Annotated in this window: 22 protein-coding genes; 4 read left to right on the plus strand and 18 right to left on the minus strand. The window is 60.8% G+C overall.

The features are described 5' to 3' along the window. Nucleotides 1–35: 35 nt before the first annotated feature. Nucleotides 36–770 carry a fumarate/nitrate reduction transcriptional regulator Fnr gene (fnr, locus tag NMB39_RS08000; protein WP_046071695.1) on the minus strand — a complete coding sequence of 245 codons (735 nt, stop codon included), beginning with the start codon at nucleotides 768–770 and terminating at the stop codon, nucleotides 36–38. Between the two features lie 156 nt (nucleotides 771–926). On the opposite strand from fnr, the gene NMB39_RS08005 reads away from it, so the two are divergent. Then, on the plus strand, nucleotides 927–1,388 hold the full coding sequence (locus NMB39_RS08005) for a VCBS domain-containing protein (RefSeq protein ID WP_056845634.1): 462 nt from the start codon (nucleotides 927–929) through the stop codon (nucleotides 1,386–1,388). Nucleotides 1,389–1,394: 6 nt separating this feature from the next. Here NMB39_RS08005 and hemN read toward each other — a convergent pair whose 3' ends face one another. The 6 genes from hemN to ccoG form a co-directional block, all read right to left on the minus strand. After that, nucleotides 1,395–2,777 (minus strand): oxygen-independent coproporphyrinogen III oxidase, encoded by a 1,383-nt coding sequence (gene hemN, locus NMB39_RS08010; protein WP_494339434.1) that lies wholly within the window; start codon nucleotides 2,775–2,777, stop codon nucleotides 1,395–1,397. A 103-nt stretch (nucleotides 2,778–2,880) separates the two neighbouring features. Continuing rightward, nucleotides 2,881–3,564 carry a sulfite exporter TauE/SafE family protein gene (locus NMB39_RS08015; RefSeq protein WP_057023104.1) on the minus strand — a complete coding sequence of 228 codons (684 nt, stop codon included), beginning with the start codon at nucleotides 3,562–3,564 and terminating at the stop codon, nucleotides 2,881–2,883. Continuing rightward, nucleotides 3,557–3,769, minus strand: coding sequence for a cbb3-type cytochrome oxidase assembly protein CcoS (ccoS, locus tag NMB39_RS08020; RefSeq protein ID WP_056845632.1), 213 nt, complete (start codon nucleotides 3,767–3,769; stop codon nucleotides 3,557–3,559). Before ccoS ends, NMB39_RS08015 begins: the two co-directional genes overlap by 8 nt. Nucleotides 3,770–3,791: 22 nt before the next feature. Continuing rightward, the gene (locus NMB39_RS08025) at nucleotides 3,792–6,236 is read right to left on the minus strand and encodes a heavy metal translocating P-type ATPase (protein WP_124401524.1); all 2,445 of its coding nucleotides are present in this window, start codon (nucleotides 6,234–6,236) and stop codon (nucleotides 3,792–3,794) included. Nucleotides 6,237–6,351: 115 nt separating this feature from the next. Then, entirely contained in the window at nucleotides 6,352–6,891 is a 540-nt protein-coding gene (locus tag NMB39_RS08030) for a FixH family protein (protein ID WP_057023102.1), read from the minus strand. A 15-nt stretch (nucleotides 6,892–6,906) separates the two neighbouring features. After that, nucleotides 6,907–8,322: a cytochrome c oxidase accessory protein CcoG gene (ccoG, locus tag NMB39_RS08035; protein ID WP_046071701.1), complete on the minus strand. Its 1,416-nt coding sequence runs from the start codon at nucleotides 8,320–8,322 to the stop codon at nucleotides 6,907–6,909. Nucleotides 8,323–8,826: 504 nt separating this feature from the next. Here ccoG and NMB39_RS08040 point away from each other — a divergent pair. Then, nucleotides 8,827–9,243, plus strand: coding sequence for a hypothetical protein (locus tag NMB39_RS08040; RefSeq protein ID WP_494339433.1), 417 nt, complete (start codon nucleotides 8,827–8,829; stop codon nucleotides 9,241–9,243). Nucleotides 9,244–9,338: 95 nt separating this feature from the next. On the opposite strand, the gene ccoP (NMB39_RS08045) is transcribed toward NMB39_RS08040, so the two are convergent. The 8 genes from ccoP (NMB39_RS08045) to ccoN (NMB39_RS08080) all read right to left on the minus strand — a co-directional run bounded on the left by ccoP (NMB39_RS08045) (nucleotide 9,339) and on the right by ccoN (NMB39_RS08080) (nucleotide 16,099). Beyond that, a complete protein-coding gene (gene ccoP / locus NMB39_RS08045; RefSeq protein ID WP_046071704.1) occupies nucleotides 9,339–10,316 on the minus strand; it encodes a cytochrome-c oxidase, cbb3-type subunit III in 978 nt (325 codons plus the stop codon). After that, on the minus strand, nucleotides 10,313–10,498 hold the full coding sequence (locus NMB39_RS08050; protein WP_005790274.1) for a CcoQ/FixQ family Cbb3-type cytochrome c oxidase assembly chaperone: 186 nt from the start codon (nucleotides 10,496–10,498) through the stop codon (nucleotides 10,313–10,315). The genes ccoP (NMB39_RS08045) and NMB39_RS08050 overlap by 4 nt, the downstream gene beginning before the upstream one ends. A gap of 5 nt (nucleotides 10,499–10,503) precedes the next feature. Next, nucleotides 10,504–11,112, minus strand: coding sequence for a cytochrome-c oxidase, cbb3-type subunit II (gene ccoO / locus NMB39_RS08055; protein ID WP_003193167.1), 609 nt, complete (start codon nucleotides 11,110–11,112; stop codon nucleotides 10,504–10,506). After that, the gene (ccoN, locus tag NMB39_RS08060) at nucleotides 11,112–12,554 is read right to left on the minus strand and encodes a cytochrome-c oxidase, cbb3-type subunit I (protein WP_046071705.1); all 1,443 of its coding nucleotides are present in this window, start codon (nucleotides 12,552–12,554) and stop codon (nucleotides 11,112–11,114) included. The genes ccoO (NMB39_RS08055) and ccoN (NMB39_RS08060) overlap by 1 nt, the downstream gene beginning before the upstream one ends. A gap of 353 nt (nucleotides 12,555–12,907) precedes the next feature. Further along, nucleotides 12,908–13,855, minus strand: coding sequence for a cytochrome-c oxidase, cbb3-type subunit III (gene ccoP, locus NMB39_RS08065; protein WP_057023100.1), 948 nt, complete (start codon nucleotides 13,853–13,855; stop codon nucleotides 12,908–12,910). Continuing rightward, complete coding sequence (locus tag NMB39_RS08070; protein ID WP_043048991.1) at nucleotides 13,852–14,052, minus strand: CcoQ/FixQ family Cbb3-type cytochrome c oxidase assembly chaperone; 201 nt, start codon at nucleotides 14,050–14,052, stop codon at nucleotides 13,852–13,854. Before NMB39_RS08070 ends, ccoP (NMB39_RS08065) begins: the two co-directional genes overlap by 4 nt. A 3-nt stretch (nucleotides 14,053–14,055) precedes the next feature. Beyond that, nucleotides 14,056–14,664, minus strand: coding sequence for a cytochrome-c oxidase, cbb3-type subunit II (gene ccoO, locus NMB39_RS08075; protein ID WP_057023099.1), 609 nt, complete (start codon nucleotides 14,662–14,664; stop codon nucleotides 14,056–14,058). A gap of 10 nt (nucleotides 14,665–14,674) precedes the next feature. After that, nucleotides 14,675–16,099, minus strand: coding sequence for a cytochrome-c oxidase, cbb3-type subunit I (ccoN, locus tag NMB39_RS08080; RefSeq protein ID WP_046071707.1), 1,425 nt, complete (start codon nucleotides 16,097–16,099; stop codon nucleotides 14,675–14,677). A gap of 79 nt (nucleotides 16,100–16,178) precedes the next feature. On the opposite strand from ccoN (NMB39_RS08080), the gene NMB39_RS08085 reads away from it, so the two are divergent. Further along, on the plus strand, nucleotides 16,179–16,868 hold the full coding sequence (locus tag NMB39_RS08085) for an alpha/beta family hydrolase (RefSeq protein ID WP_306958513.1): 690 nt from the start codon (nucleotides 16,179–16,181) through the stop codon (nucleotides 16,866–16,868). Nucleotides 16,869–17,009: 141 nt separating this feature from the next. Here the strand turns inward: NMB39_RS08085 and NMB39_RS08090 are convergent, their stop codons facing one another. From NMB39_RS08090 to NMB39_RS08100, 3 genes are all read right to left on the minus strand, one after another. Beyond that, nucleotides 17,010–17,483, minus strand: a complete 474-nt coding sequence (locus NMB39_RS08090; protein WP_083348189.1) for a hypothetical protein — start codon at nucleotides 17,481–17,483, stop codon at nucleotides 17,010–17,012. A gap of 204 nt (nucleotides 17,484–17,687) precedes the next feature. After that, a complete protein-coding gene (locus NMB39_RS08095) occupies nucleotides 17,688–19,253 on the minus strand; it encodes a methyl-accepting chemotaxis protein (RefSeq protein ID WP_057023096.1) in 1,566 nt (521 codons plus the stop codon). 94 nt (nucleotides 19,254–19,347) lie between these two features. Beyond that, nucleotides 19,348–20,139, minus strand: a complete 792-nt coding sequence (locus NMB39_RS08100) for a CPBP family intramembrane glutamic endopeptidase (RefSeq protein ID WP_494339432.1) — start codon at nucleotides 20,137–20,139, stop codon at nucleotides 19,348–19,350. Nucleotides 20,140–20,560: 421 nt separating this feature from the next. On the opposite strand from NMB39_RS08100, the gene NMB39_RS08105 reads away from it, so the two are divergent. Further along, nucleotides 20,561–21,421, plus strand: coding sequence for a DMT family transporter (locus NMB39_RS08105; protein ID WP_057023094.1), 861 nt, complete (start codon nucleotides 20,561–20,563; stop codon nucleotides 21,419–21,421). The last annotated feature ends 8 nt before the right edge of the window (nucleotides 21,422–21,429 follow it).

Raw genomic sequence — 21,429 nt, forward strand, 5'->3', positions numbered from 1 at the left:
TGCGGCCTCGCCGATTGGCGCGGCCGCAGTCTGGATCAGACCTCCAGTGAACCGCCGGCCAGTGCGCACAGCTGGATCGGATCAAGGATATGCACTTCCTTGCCCTCGGCGGCAATCAGCTGGTTCTGCTGGAAGCGGGTAAATACGCGGGACACGGTCTCTACGGCCAGCCCCAGGTAATTGCCGATTTCATTGCGCGACATGCTCAGGCGGAACTGGTTGGCCGAGAAACCACGGGCACGGAAGCGCGCCGACAGGTTGACCAGGAATGTAGCGATGCGCTCGTCGGCGGTTTTCTTCGACAGCAGCAGCATCATTTGCTGGTCGTCACGAATCTCGCGGCTCATCACGCGCATCAGCTGGCGACGCAACTGCGGCAATTGCAGGGCCAATTCATCGAGGCGTTCGAAAGGGATTTCGCACACCGAAGTCGTCTCCAGCGCTTGGGCCGACACCGGGTGAACCTCGGTGTCCATCCCCGACAGCCCGACCAACTCGCTGGGCAAGTGGAAGCCAGTGATTTGTTCTTCACCGCCATCGCTTAGGCTGAATGTCTTCAACGCGCCCGAACGTACTGCATAGACCGAATCGAACTTGTCGCCCTGGCGAAACAGGAACTCGCCTTTTTTTAGCGGGCGCCCGCGTTTCACGATGTCGTCCAGCGCATCCATGTCTTCCAGATTCAGCGAAAGTGGCAGGCAGAGGGGAGCCAGGCTGCAATCCTTGCAGTGAACCTGGCTGTGAGCACGCAGTTTGGCTGGCTCAGACATTTCTTAAATCCTTGTGGGAAAACACACATAAGACGTAAGGGTAACGCACTGGGGGGCACCGAAGCCAGCATGTACAAAAAACCTGGCGGAATATAAAGATTTGCCCGAGGCGGCCGATAGCACTGCCATCGAATATGAACGCGGGTGGCTCAAACCATGTTATCCCTCAGTACTCAACTCGCCTCGCGCACCCAGGTCCAGGCACTGCCCGAAGCCAAGAAGGCGGTAGACTCCGATGTTGCCGCGATCCCGTCGACGGATGCAGCCAAGCCTGCCGTATCAGTGACCATTTCTGGTGCCGCGATGAAAGCTGCAGCGGCGGAGAAAACCTCAAACAGTGATATCGATGACAGTGGCCTGGCGGACAACGTCAAGAATCTGCTGAAGATGATTCGCGAGATCAAGAAACAGATTGCCGAGAAACAGGCTGAGATGGCGGCGGTGATGGCTGATAAAAACCTCTCGCCGGAACAGGCACGTGCCCGGCTTTCGGGCCTGCAATCGGCGTTGAGCGCACTGCAGGCCGGGTTGACCAGCGCTCAGGCGTCGCTGGCCAAAGCCATGAAAGACATGAGCGGCGCCGATGCGATCAAGACTGCCGGGCTAGCGATGAAGTAACCACCCTCAGATGACCCGCGAAAATCGCTGCCTGTTCTGGTGCTCCAGATAGGCATCGAACACCATGCACACCGAGCGCACCAATAGGCGCCCCGCCGGCAGTACACGGATGCCCAGGGCATCCAGCTCGATCAAGCCATCGGTCGCCATCGTCTCCAGTTGCGGCCATAGCTCGGTGAAATAACCGCGAAAATCGATGTTGTAGGTCTGTTCGATCCCTTCGAATACCAGGCTGAAATTGCAGATCAACTGCTGGATCACGTCCCGGCGCAGACGATCGTCCGTGGTACAGACCAGTCCACGGCTGGTCGCCAGCTGAGCGCCCGCCAAGGCATTCTGGTACTGGTTCAGATCACTGCTGTTTTGACAGTACAGGTCGCCGACCTGGCTGATCGCCGACACTCCAAGCCCAATCAGATCGCAATGCCCGTGGGTGGTGTAACCCTGGAAGTTACGCTGCAGCCTGCCTTCTTCCTGGGCAATGGCCAATTCGTCGTCTGGCAAGGCAAAGTGGTCCATGCCGATATAGCGGTAGCCGGCCTGGGTCAATTGCTCGATGGTGGTTTGCAGCATCAGCAGTTTCTCCGCCGGCGAGGGCAGGTCGTCGGTGTTGATCCGCCGTTGCGGCATGAAGCGTTCTGGCAGGTGCGCGTAGTTGAATACGGACAGGCGGTCCGGCTGCAAACGGATGACTTCCTCCACGGTGCGCGCAAAATTCAGCGGAGACTGCTTGGGCAAGCCGTAGATCAGGTCGATATTGATCGAGCGAAATTGCAGGGTGCGTGCCGCATCGATCACCGCGCGGGTTTCTTCCAGGCTTTGCAGGCGATTGACCGCCCGTTGTACTTCGGGATCGAGGTCTTGCAGGCCGATGCTTACGCGGTTGAAGCCCAGCTCGCGCAGCAGGCCCATGGTGGCCCAGTCGGCTTCGCGTGGATCGATTTCGATACCGTAGTCGCCTGAATCGTCATCCAGCAAATTGAAGTGCTGGCGCAGGCAGGCCATCACCTGGCGAAGTTCATCGTGACTGAGAAAAGTGGGCGTACCGCCGCCCAGATGCAGCTGCTCAACCGTTTGCTTGGGGTCGAGGTGACAGGCCACCAGCTGGATTTCCTGCTCCAGGCGTTGCAGGTAGGCCTGGGCGCGGCCGCGGTCCTTGGTGATGACCTTGTTGCAGGCGCAGTAGTAGCAAATGTTGGCGCAGAACGGCACGTGCACATATAGCGACAATGGCCGCACGGCCTTGCGGCTGTCACGCAGCGCGTGGAGCAAGTCGAAGGTGCCGACCTGGCTGTCAAATTGTACGGCGGTGGGGTAGGACGTGTAGCGCGGCCCCGCCAAGTCGTAGCGGTGAATCAGATCTGTGTCCCAACGAATGGCGTCGAGCATGCGGGCGGTCCCCGGGAATGGCTAGTGGGCCGAGTCTAGGGGCAGGGCTGGGCAGGCATCTTGATTTGCATCAACGGGGAGCGGCGCTATGCCACATGGGCCTTTAATGCCCCATTAGCCAGTGCTGATGCGGGCCCGGCAGCGTCCAGATGCCGAAGATCATTACCAGCACGCCCCCGGCGACACGCACGCTGCGCTTGCGCAATAACGCGGTCACGCGTTCGGCCGCCAGCCCGGTGGCGAGCAGCACCGGCCAGGTGCCCAGCCCGAAGGCCAGCATCAGCAATGCACTGTCCAGCGCATTGCCTTGGCTCGCCGCCCAGAGCAGGGTGCTGTAGACCAACCCGCACGGCAACCAGCCCCACAGCGCGCCCAGCAGCAAGGCGCGAGGCAGGCTGGACACCGGCAGCAAACGGTTGGCAACAGGCTGTATATGCCGCCACAGGCCGCGCCCGAGGCTTTCGATACGGGTCAGGCCGCTCCACCAGCCGGCCAGGTACAGGCCCATGCAAACCAGCAGCAGCCCGGCGAGCACGCGCATGAACATCGCCGCCGGGCTGTTGGCCACTGCCCAGCCGGCCAGGCCAATCAATAACCCCGCCGAGGCATAGCTGAGGATGCGCCCCAGGTTGTACGCCAGCAGCAAGCGAAAGCGGCGGCTGCGTTGCTCCTTGGGGATCGCCAGGGTCAGCGCGCCCATCAGCCCGCCGCACATGCCCAGGCAATGGCCGCCGCCGAGCAGGCCAAGGATCAGCGCCGAGACCAGCAGGGGCGCCAGCTCAAGCATGGGGTGGGGCTTTGGGCGGTTGCTCGGGGCCGTTGGCTTCGTCGACGGCGGCCAGGTGATTCGGATCCTGATCGTCGAACAACACGCTGTGGGCCGGGCCATCGAGATCCTCGTACTGACCGCTGTCCACGGCCCAGAAGAAGATGTAGATCGCCACACCCACTAACAGCAGCGCCGCCGGTATCATCACGTATAGAGCTGGCATCTGCACTCCATGCCCACGCGGCTCAGGCCGGCAGCGGGCGGGTTATCAAGGTGGTGCCGGTGGCTGGCGCGCTCGGCAGGCGAGTCAGGCGCAAGGCGTTGAGCACCACGGTCAATGAGCTGAGGGACATGCCGATCGCCGCCCAGATTGGGGTGATCCAGCCCAGGGCGGCAAACGGCAGCATAAGGCCATTGTACAGCCCGGCCCACAGCAGGTTCTCAATGATTACCCGACGAGTGCGTCGTGCCAGGCTGAAGGCCTGCACCAAGGCATCCAGGCGGTTGGACAACAGCACCGCGTCGGCACTGGTTTTCGCCAAATCCGTGGCCGAGCCCATGGCTACGCTGATATCGGCGGCGGCCAGTACCGGCACATCGTTGACACCATCACCCAACATCAGCACCTTACGGCCTTCCTTGTGCAGGTTTTGCAGTACCCGCAGCTTGTCGTCAGGGCGCAGGCCACCGTGGGCTTCGTCGATGCCCAGCTCAAGGGCGACACTGGCGACCATCGGCGAACTGTCCCCCGAGAGCAACAGCGTACGCCAACCGCGCGCCTTGCAGGCGGCCAACAAGGCCGGTGCATCGCTGCGCAGGCGGTCGTCCAGCACGAACCAGGCGAGTGCGCCGTTACGATCGCCCAGCAGCAGCCATTGCCCGGCTTCATCCGGCGCCGCCGGCATCGCGCAACCACTGAGCGCGCAGACAAACGCCGGTTGGCCGATACGCAGGTGCCGCTCACCCACGCGACCTTCCAAGCCTAGGCCGGGGGAACTGAGCACTTCGTCGGCGGCCAGCGGCGCACGCCCAAAGGCGCGGGCGATCGGGTGTTCCGAGCGGTTCTCCAGGGCGGCCGCGAGGCTCAGGCATTGGTCGCTGTCCAGCGCGCCCAGGGGCCGGATGGCGCGCAACGCCAGGCGCCCTTCGGTGAGGGTGCCGGTCTTGTCGAAAATCACCGTATCGATCTGGTTCAGGCCCTCAAGCACATGGCCACGAGTCAATAGCAACCCAAGAGTGTGCAAGGTGCCGGTGGCAGCAGTGAGGGCGGTCGGCGTGGCCAGGGATAGCGCGCACGGGCACGTGGCCACCAGCATCGCCAATACAATCCAGAACGCCCGGGATGGGTCCAGTTCCCACCACAGCAGGCCGATCAGCGCGGCGGCTATCAACGAGCACAGCAGGAACCACTGCGCGGCGCGGTCGGCGATCTGCGCCAGGCGGGGCTTCTCAGCCTGGGCGCGCTCCAGCAGGCGCACGATGGCGGACAACCGTGTGTCATGGCCCAGGGCGCGCACTTCGACGCTCAGCGCGCCTTCGACATTCAGGGTGCCGGCGGTGACGCTGTCACCAATCCCCCGGGGTTGCGGCAGGTACTCGCCGGTCAGCAGGGATTCATCGATGCTGGATTGGCCGTCGAGAATCACGCCATCCGCCGGCAGCACCGCACCGGGGTGCACCAGCACGCGATCACCCAGCGCCAACTCACTGAGCAGGATGCGTTCGCTCTGGCCATCATTTTTCAGGCGCAGGCAGGAGGCAGGCAACAGGTTGACCAGCTGAGCGGTGGCCGCTGCGGTGCGCTCCCGGGCGCGACGCTCAAGGTAACGCCCAGCCAGCAGGAACAGCGCAAACATGCCCACCGCATCGAAATATAATTCGCCCACACCGGTGATCGCCGTCCAGATGCCCGCCACGTAGGCGCCGCCAATCGCCAGGGACACCGACACGTCCATGGTCAGGTGGCGCGTGCGCAAGTCGCGCAGGGCGCCCTTGAAGAAGGGTGCGCAGCTGTAGAACACGATGGGCGTGGTCAGAAACATCGCGACCCAGCGCAGGATCACATGCAGCTCCGGGCTCAGGTCGATATTGAATTCCGGCCAGGTGGCCATGGTTGCCATCATCGCCTGGAACCACAGCAAGCCGGCGACGCCCAGTTGGCGCAGGGCCAGGCGGTTCTCGCTAGCCAATTGCTCGGCGGCGCGGTCGGCGTGGTAAGGGTGGGCGGCGTAGCCGATATGGCGCAGTTCGCTGAGCAGTTGGCTCAACGGCAATTGCCCATCGGCCCAGCGTACCTGCAGGCGGTGGTTGGACAGGTTCAGCCGGGCCTCGGCCACGGCGGGCAGGCTGCGCAGGTGCTTCTCGATCAACCAGCCGCAGGCGGCGCAGCTGATGCCTTCCATCAACAGGGTGGCTTCGGCAAGGTCGCCTTCGTGGCGCACAAAGGGTTTTTGCACATCGGCGCGGTCGTACAGCGCCAGCTCATCGACCAGTTGCACCGGTAATGCCTCAGGGTTGGCCGAGGCTTCGCTGCGGTGCTGGTAATAGCTTTCCAACCCACCGGCAACAATGGCTTCGGCGACCGCCTGGCAGCCCGGGCAGCACAGTTCGCGGCGCTCGCCGAGGATCTGGGCGGTAAACCGGCTGCCGGCGGGGACGGGCAGGGCGCAGTGGTAGCAGGGGGTGGTCATGGTTCAAGGTCTTTGGTGGCTGGGAGGGCCTCATCGCGGGCAAGCCCGGCTCCCACATTCGATTGCGTTCTCCTGTGGGAGCGGGCTTGCCCGCGATGCGCGTAGCGCGGCTTTTTTACTGCTTCAGGTCTTCGGCACCCTGCAACGGCTCGTCACCCAGAAGCAAGTCCTTGTCATGGCTGACCTCTTCTTCTTCGAACATCCGCCAGGTCTGGTCACCTTCCACGCCGAGCAATTCCACGAAGCGCCGGCCTTCGACCTTGTCAGCGACCTGGCCGATATAGCGGCCCTGCCCAGTGTCACTGCGGGCCAGGACGATCTTGCGATCCTTCTCCGGCTGGGTTGGGGAAATCAGGTTCAGTTCCAGGGTCGTCGGGCCGCTGTTGCCGGTCAGTTGCAGTTCGACTTCGCCGGTCAGTTCATCCAGGTGCAGCCTGGCGCGCAATTGCAGGGTCTGCGCCAGGCGTTCGCGGTCCAGGGAGCGGTTGATGCCTTTGCCGGCCTCGTAGTAGTTGTCGTTGACCAGGTTGTCCGGGTTGTTCACCGCGATGGTCACCATGGACAAGGTCAGGGTCACCGAGCAGGCCAGGATCGCAATGATGATCCAGGGCCAGAGGTGCTTGTACCAAGGGCTTGCGGCAGTGGCTGAGGACATTGGTTTTATTCCCTGTTAACGGACTTGTGGGCCGATGAATCGGCTCTTGGCTTCAATATGAACGCTGGTGTCATCGGCGTCCTTGAGGATGAACGTCACCTCGTTGGTGCTCGACGGCAACTGCTCCGGCGCACTCGACAGCTCTACCGGCATGCTGACGATATCGCCGGCGGCCACCTTGATTTCGCGTCGGCCTTGCAGCTTGAGGTCCGGCAGGCCGGCGGCGTCGAGCACGTAGGTGTGGTCGCGCTGGTCCTTGTTCATGATCTTCAGGCTGTAGACGTTCTCAATGCGCCCTTCGGCGTTTTCGCGGTACAGCACGCGGTCCTTGCTGACATCGAAGCCGACCAGCGAGCGCATGAAAAATGCGCCGACCAGCAGGCTGATCATTGCCAGCAGCACCAGGGCGTAGCCGATCAACCGTGGGCGCAGCTTATTCGTCTTCTGCCCGGACAGGTTGTGCTCGGTGGTGTAGCTGATCAACCCGCGGGGGTATTCCATCTTGTCCATGATGGTGTCGCAGGCATCGATACAGGCAGCGCAACCAATGCACTCGATTTGGAGGCCGTCGCGGATATCGATACCGGTCGGGCACACCTGTACGCACATGGTGCAGTCGATGCAATCGCCCAGGCCCTGAGCCTTGTAGTCGACGCCTTTTTTGCGCGGGCCGCGTACTTCGCCACGGCGTGGGTCGTAGGAAACGATCAAGGTGTCTTTGTCGAACATCACGCTCTGGAAGCGCGCATACGGGCACATGTAGATGCACACCTGTTCGCGCAGCCAGCCCGCGTTGCCGTAGGTGGCGAGGGTGAAGAAACCCACCCAGAAATACGACCAGCCGTCGGCCTGGCCAGTGAAGAAGTCGAACACCAGTTCGCGGATCGGCGAGAAATAGCCGACGAAGGTCATGCCAGTGGCAAAGCCGATCAGCAGCCACAGCGTGTGCTTGCTGAACTTGCGCAGGAACTTGTTGGCGCCCATGGGCGCCTTGTCCAGCTTGATGCGCTGGTTGCGGTCGCCTTCGGTGACCTTTTCGCACCACATGAAGATCCAGGTCCACACGCTTTGCGGGCAGGTATAGCCACACCACACACGCCCGGCGTACACGGTGATAAAGAACAGCCCGAAGGCCGCAACGATCAGGATGCCCGAGAGCAGGATGAAATCCTGGGGCCAGAAGGTCGCGCCAAAAATGAAGAACTTACGCTCCGGCAGGTTCCACCACACAGCCTGGTGGCCGCCCCAATTCAGCCACACCGTGCCGAAGTAGAGCAGGAACAAGCCGGCGCCACCGAGCATGCGCAAATTACGGAACAGCCCGGTGAAGGCGCGGGTGTAGATTTTCTCTCGCGAGGCGTAGAGGTCGACGCTGTTGCTCGCGTTTTTGGCAGGCGGGGTAACGTCATGTACCGGTATCTGGTTGCTCATCATTGCATCCCACGGCGGTGGAGATTTGCCTCGGCCAGTACGTGCCAGCCGGGGTCAAATTGGGGGGTGTTGCAGTGGCCTGATGATACGCCCCCGAGGGTATGTAAGGGGTGCGACCTTTGGTCGCGTTGGGAGAAATCAATTGATGGTGTACGTGATCTGGATCAATTGACTTGGCAAGTATGGATGGTTTTTGCAGGTAAGGCGGTCATTCGTCCCATGGACTGATCAGAGGCACGCCTCTGGACCCGATGTAATGACTACTTGGTGGATGCGCGGGGCAAGACAGGGGGCTGCGAGTGGTGGCGTGTTTCTCCCTGGAAAGATCGCGGGAGGCAGAAGCAACAAAGCCTCGCCCGTTTTTACTACTGGCGGACCTAACGGATGGTGTACTGCAATGGTGCAAGGCTGGCAGGTATGTGCAGGAACTGAGCGGCGAAAATCAACACTCAGGTTTCACCCCAACGCCCATGGTGGGGGATTACATACCAATGAGGTGACCACGTGATTATTGTTCCAAATCCGCCGACGTATAACGTTCCAGGCCCTGCGCCGCTGCCTGCTAACGTGACGAGTGCAACGCTGCATGAGATGTCCAGTCTTTACGCCAGCCTCGACCGCTATGAGTTAGCGAAGACCTTGAGGGACAACTTTGATCGGTTTGTGGATCCTGACAACCCGGGTTTTTTGACGCTGGATTATTTGCAATACATAGCCCTGGGGCTGGCCGGCAATCAATTTACCTTGGCGGACCAGGTGCTGGTTTTTGAAGTCCTCAACCGCGCTGGCTTCGCGGCTTCCCTGGACTTGGACGAAAAAGGTGAGAGTAACCGCAAGTTTGATCGGCAGGATATCCATAATTACCAGGATGCGCTGTTCACTGAACATGAGGAAAGAACTGCCGGCCCGGACGCTCGATAAAGGCCGCTGCTTAGCATTAACAGGTAGTTGTAACAGCCATCTACAAAAAAGCCCCGCCAGTTTTCACTGCGCGGGGCTTTGTTGTTTTCGAGGTTTTACTGTTCTTCGGCCTTCTTATCCCCATGGGACAAGCTGTACACATAAGCCGCCAGCAAATGCACCTTATCGTTCCCTTGCAGTTGCTCCTGCGCCGGCATCTGGCCTTGGCGACCATAGCGAATGGTCTGCTGCAGCTGGGCAAAGCTCGAACCGTAGATAAACGCCCCCGGATGAGTCAGGTCCGGCGCGCCCATTGCAGGCGTGCCTTTACCGGCCGGACCGTGGCAGGCCACGCAGTTGGCGGCGAAGAGTTTCTCACCGTTGGCTACGTCGGCCTTGGCGCCTTCCGGAAGCTTGCGGCCGTCGAGGTTGGTCACCACAAAGCCCGCGACGTCAGCCACCCCTTGCTCGCCGATGACTTCGGCCCAGCCTGGCATCACCGCGTGGCGGCCTTGCATGATGGTTTGCTTGATGGTCTCCGGCTCGCCGCCCCAGCGCCAGTCGGCGTCGGTCAGGTTGGGGAAGCCGTACGCGCCCTTGGCGTCGGAGCCGTGGCACACTGAGCAGTTGGAGGCGAACAGGCGGCCGCCCATCTTCAAGGCTTGCGGGTCCTTGGCAACTTCTTCAATGGGCATCGAGGCAAATTTGGCAAAGATCGGCCCGAACTTGGCGTCCGACCTGGCCATTTCTTTTTCCCACTCATGCACACCGGTCCAGCCGGTCTGGCCGTTGGCGAAAGCGGTTTGCTTGTCGTTATCGAGGTAGTTGTAACCCGGCAGCAAGCCCTTCCAGTTGCCCAGGCCGGGGTACAGCACCAGGTAGCCAAGAGCAAAGACGATGGTGCCGACAAACAGCATGAACCACCATTTGGGCAGTGGGTTGTCGTACTCCTCGATGCCATCGAACGAGTGGCCGACGGTCTCGTCCGTTTGCTCGGTGCGCTGGCCCTTGCGGGTCGACAGCAGCAGCCAGGTCAGGGCGAAGATGGTACCCAGACTGAGGACTGTGACGTACAGACTCCAGAACGTAGTCATTCTTTGTTACTCCTAGAAGCTTGCTCGACGTGCTTGATGGCTTCGGGGTCATCCGCAAAGGGCAGCATGGTCGCGTCGTCAAACTCCGACTTGCGCCGCGGGCTGAACACCCACAACGCCAGGCCGACAAAGGCCACCATCACCACAACGGTGCCCAGGCCACGAATCATCCCGATATCCATGTAGGTCACCGTTTGCTTTTGATGATGGTGCCAAGGCCTTGCAGGTAGGCCACCAATGCGTCCATTTCGGTCTTGCCCTTCACGGCGGCGGCTGCACCGGCGATATCTTCGTCGGTGTAGGGCACGCCCAGGGTGCGCAAGACTTCCATCTTCTTCGCGGTGTCCTTGCCGTCGAGCTTGTTTTCCACGAGGAACGGGTACGCCGGCATTTTCGACTCAGGCACCACGTTGCGCGGGTTGTACAAGTGCGCGCGCTGCCAGTCATCGGAGTAACGCCCGCCAACACGGGCCAGGTCCGGGCCGGTGCGCTTGGACCCCCACAGGAACGGGTGGTCCCACACGCTTTCACCGGCGACCGAATAGTGGCCGTAGCGTTCGGTTTCGGCGCGGAATGGGCGGATCATCTGCGAATGGCAGCCCACGCAACCGTTGGCGATGTAGACGTCGCGGCCTTCCAGTTCAAGGGCGGTGCGTGGCTTCATGCCTTCGACCGGCTTGTTGGTCACGTCCTGGAAAAACAGCGGAACGATCTGGGTCAGGCCGCCGATACTCACGGCGATGACCATGAAGAAGGCCAGCAGGCCGATATTCTTCTCGACTACTTCATGCTTCATCAGTGGGCTCCCACAACGGCGATCTTGGCGGCGGCTTCGGCTTCTACAGGGTCAGAGGCACGCACGGTGCGCCAGACGTTGTAGGCCATCAACAGCATGCCGCTGGCAAAGAACGCTCCGCCCAGGGCCCGCACGATAAAGCCCGGGTGGCTGGCCTGCAGCGCTTCGACGAAGGAGTAGGTGAGGGTGCCGTCATCGTTGATCGCACGCCACATCAGGCCCTGGGTGATGCCGTTGACCCACATCGAGGCGATGTAGAGCACGGTACCGATGGTGGCCAGCCAGAAGTGCGCATTGATCAGCCCGACGCTGTGCATCTGCACGCGGCCGAACAGTTTGGGGATCATGTGGTACAGCGCGCCGATGGAGATCATCGCCACCCAGCCCAGTGCACCGGCGTGTACGTGGCCGATGGTCCAGTCGGTGTAGTGGGACAGCGAGTTGACCGTCTTGATGGCCATCATCGGCCCTTCGAAGGTCGACATGCCGTAGAACGCCAGGGACACCACCAGGAAACGCAGGATCGGGTCGGTGCGCAGCTTATGCCAGGCGCCCGAGAGGGTCATCATGCCGTTGATCATGCCGCCCCAGCTTGGGGCCAGCAGGATGATCGACATCGCCATGCCCAACGATTGTGCCCAGTCCGGCAGCGCGGTGTAGTGCAGGTGGTGAGGACCGGCCCAGATATACAGGGTGATCAGCGCCCAGAAGTGCACGATGGACAGGCGATAGGAGTAGATCGGGCGCTCGGCCTGTTTCGGCACGAAGTAGTACATCATGCCGAGGAAACCGGTGGTGAGGAAGAAGCCTACGGCGTTGTGGCCGTACCACCATTGAATCATCGCATCCGTCGCACCCGAGTAGGCCGAGTAGGACTTGAACAGGCTGACCGGCAAGGACGCGTGGTTGACGATGTGCAGCATCGCCGTGACCAGGATGAATGCCCCGTAGAACCAGTTGCCCACGTAAATGTGCTTGGTCTTGCGCTTGACGATGGTGCCGAAGAACACCACTGCGTAGGTCACCCAGACAATCGCGAGCAAAATCGCAATCGGCCATTCCAGCTCGGCGTATTCCTTGGTGGTGGTGTAGCCCAGGGGCAGGCTGATGATGGCGCCGATGATGACCGCCTGCCAGCCCCAGAAGGTGAAGGCAGCCAGGCTGTCGGAGATCAGGCGGGTCTGGCAGGTACGCTGCACGACATAGTAGGACGTGGCAAACAACGCACATCCACCGAAGGCAAAGATCACCAGGTTGGTGTGCAGCGGGCGCAGGCGACCGAAGGTCGTCCATGGCAGGTCGAAATTCAATTGCGGCCAGACCAGTTGCGAGGCGATGAACACCCCGAGCCCCATGCCAAGGATCCCCCAGACCACCGTCATGATGGCGAACTGGCGGACTACCTTATAGTTATAAGCAGTCGGACTGATTGCTGTGCTCATTCTAAGGTTCCACGGTTTAGGTTTTTTTATAGGTAAAATCGGTCGCAAGTATGTAGAAAGCGAGGGGCCATTGCAACGCAATGGCTGACCTGTATCAATGCGTCCCACGCCAGATTCTGCGCCCTTTCCATGTTTGGCGTAAGGATTAAATCCGAAATATAAAGCTGATCAAATGGACAGGAATTTTAGGGGGCGCGACGGATACCGTCGCCTACGCCAGAATTGCTCCACTGTGGGAACAAGCGTAGACCCGAATATGAGGGAGGGAAAGCTGGGTGTTGCGAGGGTGCGACACTTGGTCGCGACTTGAACATGTGACGAGAGAGCTTGCTCCCTCGCCACAGATAGAGCGCTTACTGAGGTTGGCTGTCTGGCGTTGCACCATCAGCGTTATGGGACAGGCTATACACGTACGCCGCCAGCAGATGCACCTTGTCATTACCCTGCAGCACTTCCTGGGCCGGCATCTGGCCCTGGCGACCATGGCGGATGGTCTGCTGCAACTGCGCCAGGCTGGTGCCGTAGATAAACCCGCTTGGCTCGGTCAGGTTCGGCGCGCCCATGGCTTCCACGCCATGGCCTTGTGGGCCGTGACAGGCCACGCACGTGGTGCTGAATGCGGCTTGGCCGGCGGCCAGGTCGGCGGTGTTGTCCGCTGGCAAGGGCAGCTTGGCCAGGTCGTGGCGCACATAGGCAGCGACGTTCTTCACGCCGTCCTCACCCAGCACTTCACCCCAGGCCGGCATGGCTGCGTGGCGACCGGCCATGATGGTGGCCTTGATCGCTTCGGCCGAACCGCCCCAGCGCCAGTTGCTGTCTGCCAGGTTCGGGAAACCATAGGCTCCCTTGGCATCCGAGCCGTGGCACACCGCGCAGTTGGAGGCGAACAGGCGGCCGCCCATTTTCAACGCTTGCGGGTCCTTGGCGACTTCCTCCACCGGCATCGCCGCGAATTTGGCGAAGATCGGCCCGAACTTGGCGTCGGCCTTGGCCATTTCCTTGTCCCATTCCTTGGTCTGGGTCCAGCCGTCCTCATAACCCGGCAGCACGCCTTTCCAGTTGCCCAGGCCCGGGTAGAGGATCAGGTAGCCGACGGCAAACACCAGGGTGCCGGCGAACAGCATGAACCACCACTGGGGTAGCGGGTTGTCGTATTCCTCGATACCGTCGAAGGCGTGGCCCATGGTCTGATCGACGCTGCCCTTGGTTTCGCCCTTGCGGGTGCCGACCAAGAGCCAGGTCAGGCCGATCAGGCTACCGAGGGTCAGAACGCAGATCCATGTACTCCAGAAGGTGGTCATGGCCGAGTGCTCCTTGTTGCTGGCTCTGCTTGAGCGTCGGTTGGGGAGGGTTCATCGGCAAACGGCAGCATGGTCGCATCGTCAAACTCCGACTTGCGCCGTGGGCTGAACACCCACAGCGACAGGCCGATAAAGGCGATAGCGACCACCAGCGTGCCTAGGCCGCGGATGGTGCCTGCATCGAATTCAAATCCCATGGCTCACCTCTTGCTCTTGATGGCAGTGCCGAGCACTTGCAGGTAGGAAACCAGCGCGTCCATCTCGGTCTTGCCCTTGAGGCTGGCGACCGCGCCATTGATGTCGTCGTCGGTGTAGGGCACGCCGAGGGTGCGCATCACCTTCAACTTGGTCTCGGTATGGCTGCTGTCGACGGCGGCGGTTACCAGCCATGGATAGGCCGGCATCTTCGACTCCGGTACCACGTTGCGCGGGTTGTACAAGTGCGCGCGGTGCCAGTCGTCCGAGTAGCGCCCGCCGACGCGGGCCAGGTCAGGCCCGGTGCGCTTGGAGCCCCACAGGAACGGGTGGTCCCACACGCTTTCGCCTGCCACCGAGTAGTGACCGTAGCGTTCGGTCTCGGCGCGGAACGGGCGGATCATCTGCGAGTGGCACTGCACGCACCCTTCGCGGATGTAGATGTCGCGGCCTTCCAATTGCAATGCGGTGTAGGGCTTCATGCCTTCCACCGGTTTGTTGGTCACGTCCTGGAAGAACAGCGGGACGATCTGGGTCAGGCCGCCGATGCTCACGGCGAGCACCATCAGCAGCATCAGCAGGCCGACGTTCTTTTCAATCGTTTCGTGTTTCATCATCGACTCCTCAGGCCATCTGCGCTGCGGCGGTGACTTCGGCAGGTTGCGCCGAACGCACGGTGCGCCACGTGTTGTAAGCCATCAGCAACATGCCGGTGAGGAAGATCGCACCGCCCACCAGCCGCACGATGAAGCCTGGGTGGCTGGCCACCAGGGTTTCGACGAAGGAGTAGGTCAAGGTGCCGTCTTCGTTGACTGCACGCCACATCAGGCCCTGGGCGATGCCGTTGACCCACATCGAGGCGATGTAGAGCACGGTGCCGATGGTGGCCAGCCAGAAGTGCGCGTTGATCAGGCCGAGGCTGTACATCTGCTCGCGACCGAAGACTTTCGGGATCATGTGGTACAGCGCGCCGATGGAGATCATCGCTACCCAGCCCAGTGCACCGGCGTGTACGTGGCCGATGGTCCAGTCGGTGTAGTGGGAGAGGGCGTTGACGGTCTTGATCGCCATCATCGGGCCTTCAAAGGTCGACATGCCGTAGAACGCCAGGGACACCACCAGGAAGCGCAGGATCGGGTCGCTGCGCAGCTTATGCCAGGCGCCCGAGAGGGTCATCATGCCGTTGATCATGCCGCCCCAGCTAGGGGCCAGCAGCACCAGCGACATCACCATGCCCAGGGACTGCGCCCAATCCGGCAGCGCGGTGTAGTGCAAGTGGTGGGGACCTGCCCAGATGTACAGGGTGATCAGCGCCCAGAAGTGCACTATGGACAAGCGATAGGAATACACCGGACGTTCGGCCTGTTTCGGCACGAAGTAGTACATCATCCCCAGGAAGCCCGCGGTGAGGAAAAAGCCCACAGCGTTATGCCCATACCACCACTGCACCATGGCATCCGTCGCACCGCCGTACAGCGAGTAGGACTTGGTCAGGCTGACCGGGATTTCCAGGTTGTTGACGATGTGCAGGATCGCCACGGTGAGGATAAACCCGCCGAAGAACCAGTTACCCACATAGATATGCTTGGTGTTGCGCTTGGCCACGGTGCCGAAGAACACAATGGCGTAGGCGACCCAGACGATGGTGATGAGGATGTCGATCGGCCATTCCAACTCGGCGTATTCCTTGGAGCTGGTGTAGCCCAGCGGCAAGCTGATCGCGGCCAGCAGGATCACCAGCTGCCAGCCCCAGAAGCAGAACGCTGCCAGTTTCGGCGCGAACAGCTGGGTCTGGCAGGTGCGCTGCACCGAGTAGAACGAGCTGGCAAACAGCGCGCAGCCCCCAAAGGCAAAGATCACCGCGTTGGTGTGCAACGGGCGCAGTCTTCCAAAGCTGGTCCAAGGTAAATCGAAATTGAGCGCAGGCCAAACCAATTGGGCGGCGAGAAAAACCCCGAGCCCCATGCCGACGATGCCCCACACCACCGTCATAATGGCGAATTGGCGGACCACCTTGTAGTTATAGGCGGTACTTAAAGTAGTGTTCATGGTTCCCCATCCACGGTTCAACCCAAGCAGATGCGGCACTTGGGCTGGAGTTATAGGCAGACTAAAAAGCGAGGCAAGCATGGGCAAAGAGCACAAGGCCAGTATTGACGGGGATCAATGGGCGCAGTGTGTGCGCGAACGCGGCTGGCTGTGGGATGTCGCCACGGGCACGGCTTCGGGCGAGCCGGTTACCCTGATCCTGGCCCATGGCGCCGGCGCGCCGATGGACTCGGCGTTCATGGATGACATGGCTACACGCCTTGCCGGGCATGGCGTGAACGTATTGCGCTTCGAGTTTCCGTACATGGCCCAGCGCCGTGTGGACGGCGGCAAGCGCCCGCCGAACCCGGCGCCGAAACTGTTGGAGTGCTGGCGCGAGGTGTATGGCGAGGTGCGACGTCATGTCGCTGGGAAGCTGGCGATTGGCGGCAAGTCCATGGGCGGGCGCATGGCGAGTTTAGTCGCCGACGAGTTGGGGGCCGATGGCTTGGTGTGCCTGGGTTATCCGTTCTATGCAGTGGGTAAACCGCAGAAGCCACGGGTTGAGCATCTGGCCGGGTTGAAGACACCGACATTGATTGTGCAGGGCGAGCGCGATGCGCTGGGCAATCGGGCGGCGGTGGAGGGTTATGACTTGTCGCCGGGCATCGAGGTGATGTGGCTGATGGCAGGGGATCATGACTTGAAGCCGTTGAAGGCTTCAGGGTTCAGTCATGAGCAGCATCTGGAGGTTGCGGCACTCAAGGTTGTTGAATATCTGCGGCGTTGATTTTCAGGTGGGGCAAGTTTGGCGGTGCTCGCTGAGTTACATCGCTCGACGAGCACCTGTGCAATAAAAGCTGTTTGCTGCTGTTACTCTGCTTCTACGGTTATACATAGCCAACAGGATTGATCCAGTGGGTTGATAACTTCAAAGCCGGTTTGGTACATCATCTCTGATCATATTGAAGCTTCCTTCGGGTTCAAGAGGAAGGCCGTCTACTATGAAACGTGCGGAGAAGGTTCCTTCAGTCGTACCGGCACGCGGATCAAGCTTGATATGGACCTCGGCCCGCTCGGCTTGGATGACGCGAACACCGTCCCAGCCATCGACCGGAGGGATGCTGTGAGCATGGGAAAACAACAAGCCATTTGCAAGTGTGTAAGTCCGATCTATCGGATCTTCATTTATATAAGGAATCCGAAATGAAAAAGAATAATAGTTTTGTTTATCGGTTCTTCCGATTATTCCCGACAATAGCCAGCGGTGGGTTGGCGTATCTTTGCTCAAGCCAAATTCCAAGCGCTCCGCCTCCGTCTCAGGATTGTTGCCAATTTTCCATTTAAAATACTCATCGCTCTGGCGATGAGTGGCTGGTGGGATGTAGATGTCATATGTGCTCATGATGAACTCCTTCTCAGTCAAACGATAAAGACCCATTGGGGGTCAAGTTTGTTTGTTGAAAACTACTCCCCGAACCAGACTTCATCTACTGTCAAAAGTGACAGTTGACGGCAGCCATGCTTGGGTGTGGCAAATGCTGACCTTGATGCTGGAGGCAAAAAAAATCCCCGATGCTTATCGAGGATTTTTTCTTGGTAGCCATATTCAGCGATTAAATCGCTCCACCAGTGAATACTGCGTATTCGCCGTATGAGTCAGCTCTTCACTCAACTGCGCCGAGCTCATCGCCTGTTCCGAAGTCTGATCCGCCAACAGCGCAATGGTGCTGATATTACGGCTGATCTCCTCGGCCACTGAGCTTTGCTCTTCGGTAGCCGCAGCAATCTGGGTGGTCATGTCGGTGATATTCGCCACCGCTTCGCTGATACCCACCAACGCCTGGTCCGCTTCCATCACCCGCGCCACACCTTCTTCAGCCTGGCGATGCCCGGCGTCCATGGTTTGCACGGCCGCAGCCGCGGTGTTTTGCAGCTTGGCGATCAGGGTATGAATCTGTCCGGTGGACTCCGCAGTCCGCTGGGCCAACTGGCGCACTTCGTCAGCCACGACGGCAAAGCCACGGCCCATCTCACCGGCACGCGCCGCTTCGATGGCGGCGTTGAGGGCCAGCAGGTTGGTCTGGTCGGCGATGCCTTTGATCACATCGACCACGCCGCCGATCTCATCGCTGTCCTTGGCCAATTGGGTGACGGTTACGCCGGTCTCGCCCACGGCCACCGAAAGCCGCTGGATCGCCTCGCGGGTTTCCCCGGCGATATCGCGACCGCGACCGGTCAGGCGGTTGGCTTCCTGGGTAGCATCGGCGGTGCGCTGCACGTGGCTGGCAACTTCCTGGGTGGTCGCTGCCATCTGGTTGACCGCAGTGGCTACCTGTTCGGTCTCCACACGCTGGCGTTCCAGGCCACTGGAACTGTTGTGCGCCAGGGTGTTGGAGCGTGCCGCCTGGTCGTTGAGGTGCTCGGCGGTGTCCTGCAAGCGTGTAAGACAGGTCTTCAGACGCGCTTCCTGGCTGAGGATCGACATCTCCAGGCGCGCCTGGGCGCCACGGCTGTCGGTGTACATCTGCGCGATCAACGGGTCGGAGGTGGTCTGCTCGGCCAGGCGCAGCAAACGCTTGAGGCCGCGCTGCTGCCAGCTCAGGCCCAGCAGGCCCAACGGCACCGACAGCGCCGCCGCCAAGGCGAAGCCCCATTGGGACGTAAGGGTGGCGCCGATCATGAAGCTCAATTGGCTGACCAGGATAAATGGCAGCCAGTCCTGCAGCACCGGCAGCCACTTGTCCCGCTGGGGAATGGCCGACTTGCCTTGGTTGATACGTTGATAGAGCGCTTCGGCCCGGCGGATCTGCTCGGCGGTGGGCTTGATGCGCACCGATTCGTAACCGACCACCTGGTTGCCGTCGAAGACCGGTGTCACGTAGGCGTTAACCCAATAATGGTCACCGGTCTTGCAGCGATTCTTGACAATGCCCATCCATGGCAAGCCTTGTTTGAGCGTTGACCACATATGCGCGAACACCGCCGGCGGCACATCCGGGTGACGCACCAGGTTGTGCGGGGCCCGGGTCAGTTCGTCGCGGGTGAACCCACTGATTTCGACAAACGCGTCGTTGCAGTAGGTAATGACACCCTTGGCATCTGTGGTGGAGATCAACCGTTGCTGAGCGGGGAAGGTACGTTCGCGCTGGGTAACGGGTTGGTTATTACGCATGATTGTTCAATCCGCAAGGCTTTCAGGGGTTATCGGTCATGGCGGGCATTTATTTAACTTATTTTTGCAACAATCCGGACGAGCGGGTTAACGCTCAGCCGGCCAGCATCGGATACGTGAACAGCCCGAAGTGAAGCAGGTTCAAGCCAAAGTGCGTGGCAATCGCCGCGCCCAGTCCGCCGAAGCGATACGCCAGGCCGTAACCGAGGCCGGCAATACTCGCCAGCAGCACCCACTGCCAACCTGCGCCGAGGTGCACCAGCCCGAATAACAGCGAGGCCAGCAGCAGCGCGAGGTTCTCGCCGTAGGGCAGGTGCTTGAAGCGCTGGCCCAGGCCACCCTGAATATAGCCACGGAACAGCGCCTCTTCGACCAGCGTCACCAGCAGCAGGTTATTCAATACCCACAGCCACGCCCGGTCCGGCCACTTCGGCGCCCAGCTGATCATGCCCATCAGGGCAGCGCCACCCAGGGCGGCGATGGCGGTCAGGGCCAGGGCCAGCGCAGTGACGCAGATCGACAGGCGCAATGACCGCCGCGCCACAATCCATGGGCAGGCCAATAGCAGCCAGAAGCCGATCAGCGGTTTGTCTTGGTTCAGGTACATCGAGAAGGGCACGGCGTCAGGGGTAAAACGCTGGGGGGCGATGCCCCGGCCGTTGTAGAAACCCGGTAGCCAGTGCATCGCCAGGCCCAGGGCCAGGACGATGAACAACCCGTGGCCCAGGTAGCGGGCCCAGGGGGTGCGTTGCTGGCGTACGGCGTAACCGGCCACCAGCAGCAGCGCCACGGACACTGCTGCTAACAGGCCCAGTTGGCCGTAGAGCAAGGCCACGACATAGCCAATGGAAAGCAGCGTGAGGTACAGCCAGGGCAGGGCAATCATGTGAAATCCTTCGAAAAAACTGGGCGGCATTATAGCGAGCGGCCTGGTTCGGCGGCATGAAAACTCCTCCACGCAAAAAGGCTGTAGGGAAAGGATTGCCAAGTAAGTTTGCGGGTGGTTATAGTCGACGCGTCTTTATCCCTTCAAAAAGATCAGCACATGCCAGCTTCCCAGCGCATAGCGGTAGTCGATTCAGCGGTCAACGCTGGGGTCGTGCCGTGCGGCGCCAAGCAGCCTGCGCAGATCAGTCACTACCCGCCACCTGTCAGTAGCACGCCGGTGTACGCAGTCGTATCACCGCCGGGTGTTGGCATTTCGGGCTGACCAGCTGTTCGCTGTAGCCCTGTGCCTACCTGAAAAAACCTACTGAAATTCGGTATTTACCGAGTCGGCTTTTTTGCCTGAACACAGGTGGTAACTCATGTCTGTTATTTCGAAACAATCCGTGGCCGCGGCGGCCTCGACGAGCCTGTTTGTCCTGCTGTGGAGCAGCGGGGCGATTTTCTCCAAGCTGGGCCTGGCTCATGCTTCACCCTTTGCCTTTCTGCTGATCCGATTTGCCATCGCCCTGGCCGGGCTGGTGGTGCTGGTGCCAATCCTCAAGTTGCAGCTGCCACGTCCCGGCAAGCCCATGCTGTATGCGGTGTCGACGGGCCTGGTGCTGCTGGGGGCCTATCAGATTTTTTATCTGCTGGCCCTGGACCTCAAAGTCACCCCTGGGGTGATGGCCACCATCATGGGCGTACAGCCGATCCTCACCGTGGTGCTGATGGAGCGCCAGCGCTCCGGGCGCCGGTTGTTCGGCCTGGGGTTGGGCCTGGCCGGGTTGATCATGGTGGTGTACCAGGGTATCGGGCTGGCAGGCATGTCCCTGGCCGGGATGCTGTTCGGGCTGCTGGCGCTGGCGAGCATGACGTTTGGCTCGATCATGCAAAAGCGCATCACCGACAATCCGTTGGGCACGTTGCCGCTGCAATACCTGGCCGGGCTGTTGTTGTGCGTGGTTTTCGTGCCGTTCCAACCCTTCCATTTCGAGCACAATGCGAGCTTTTACCTGCCGGTGCTGTGGATGGGGTTGGTGGTGTCGGTGCTGGCAACGCTGCTGTTGTATCGCCTGATCGCCCGCGGCAACCTGGTGAATGTCACCAGTCTCTTCTACCTGGTGCCGGCGGTGACGGCGGTGATGGACTACCTGATCTTCGGCAACCGGCTGGCGCTGTTGAGCCTGCTGGGGATGCTGTTGATCATCGTCGGTTTGGTCTTTGTATTCCGTAAAAACTGAAACCCACC

The organism is Pseudomonas sp. FBCC-B545 (genome assembly GCF_059134095.1).

What these genes read in the sequence shown, in the direction of transcription:
- ccoO (WP_057023099.1), bottom strand. Translation starts at nt 14,664, where the DNA reads ATGAAACACGAAACGATTGAAAAGAACGTCGGCCTGCTGATGCTGCTG.
- NMB39_RS08090 (WP_083348189.1), bottom strand. Translation starts at nt 17,483, where the DNA reads ATGAGCACATATGACATCTACATCCCACCAGCCACTCATCGCCAGAGC.
- ccoN (WP_046071705.1), bottom strand. Translation starts at nt 12,554, where the DNA reads ATGAGCACAGCAATCAGTCCGACTGCTTATAACTATAAGGTAGTCCGC.
- NMB39_RS08085 (WP_306958513.1), top strand. Translation starts at nt 16,179, where the DNA reads ATGGGCAAAGAGCACAAGGCCAGTATTGACGGGGATCAATGGGCGCAG.
- hemN (WP_494339434.1), bottom strand. Translation starts at nt 2,777, where the DNA reads ATGCTCGACGCCATTCGTTGGGACACAGATCTGATTCACCGCTACGAC.
- ccoP (WP_057023100.1), bottom strand. Translation starts at nt 13,855, where the DNA reads ATGACCACCTTCTGGAGTACATGGATCTGCGTTCTGACCCTCGGTAGC.
- NMB39_RS08030 (WP_057023102.1), bottom strand. Translation starts at nt 6,891, where the DNA reads ATGTCCTCAGCCACTGCCGCAAGCCCTTGGTACAAGCACCTCTGGCCC.
- NMB39_RS08015 (WP_057023104.1), bottom strand. Translation starts at nt 3,564, where the DNA reads ATGCTTGAGCTGGCGCCCCTGCTGGTCTCGGCGCTGATCCTTGGCCTG.
- NMB39_RS08025 (WP_124401524.1), bottom strand. Translation starts at nt 6,236, where the DNA reads ATGACCACCCCCTGCTACCACTGCGCCCTGCCCGTCCCCGCCGGCAGC.
- NMB39_RS08005 (WP_056845634.1), top strand. Translation starts at nt 927, where the DNA reads ATGTTATCCCTCAGTACTCAACTCGCCTCGCGCACCCAGGTCCAGGCA.
- NMB39_RS08105 (WP_057023094.1), top strand. Translation starts at nt 20,561, where the DNA reads ATGTCTGTTATTTCGAAACAATCCGTGGCCGCGGCGGCCTCGACGAGC.
- ccoN (WP_046071707.1), bottom strand. Translation starts at nt 16,099, where the DNA reads ATGAACACTACTTTAAGTACCGCCTATAACTACAAGGTGGTCCGCCAA.
- fnr (WP_046071695.1), bottom strand. Translation starts at nt 770, where the DNA reads ATGTCTGAGCCAGCCAAACTGCGTGCTCACAGCCAGGTTCACTGCAAG.
- NMB39_RS08100 (WP_494339432.1), bottom strand. Translation starts at nt 20,139, where the DNA reads ATGATTGCCCTGCCCTGGCTGTACCTCACGCTGCTTTCCATTGGCTAT.
- NMB39_RS08070 (WP_043048991.1), bottom strand. Translation starts at nt 14,052, where the DNA reads ATGGGATTTGAATTCGATGCAGGCACCATCCGCGGCCTAGGCACGCTG.
- NMB39_RS08050 (WP_005790274.1), bottom strand. Translation starts at nt 10,498, where the DNA reads ATGGATATCGGGATGATTCGTGGCCTGGGCACCGTTGTGGTGATGGTG.
- ccoO (WP_003193167.1), bottom strand. Translation starts at nt 11,112, where the DNA reads ATGAAGCATGAAGTAGTCGAGAAGAATATCGGCCTGCTGGCCTTCTTC.
- ccoG (WP_046071701.1), bottom strand. Translation starts at nt 8,322, where the DNA reads ATGAGCAACCAGATACCGGTACATGACGTTACCCCGCCTGCCAAAAAC.
- ccoP (WP_046071704.1), bottom strand. Translation starts at nt 10,316, where the DNA reads ATGACTACGTTCTGGAGTCTGTACGTCACAGTCCTCAGTCTGGGTACC.
- ccoS (WP_056845632.1), bottom strand. Translation starts at nt 3,769, where the DNA reads ATGCCAGCTCTATACGTGATGATACCGGCGGCGCTGCTGTTAGTGGGT.
- NMB39_RS08095 (WP_057023096.1), bottom strand. Translation starts at nt 19,253, where the DNA reads ATGCGTAATAACCAACCCGTTACCCAGCGCGAACGTACCTTCCCCGCT.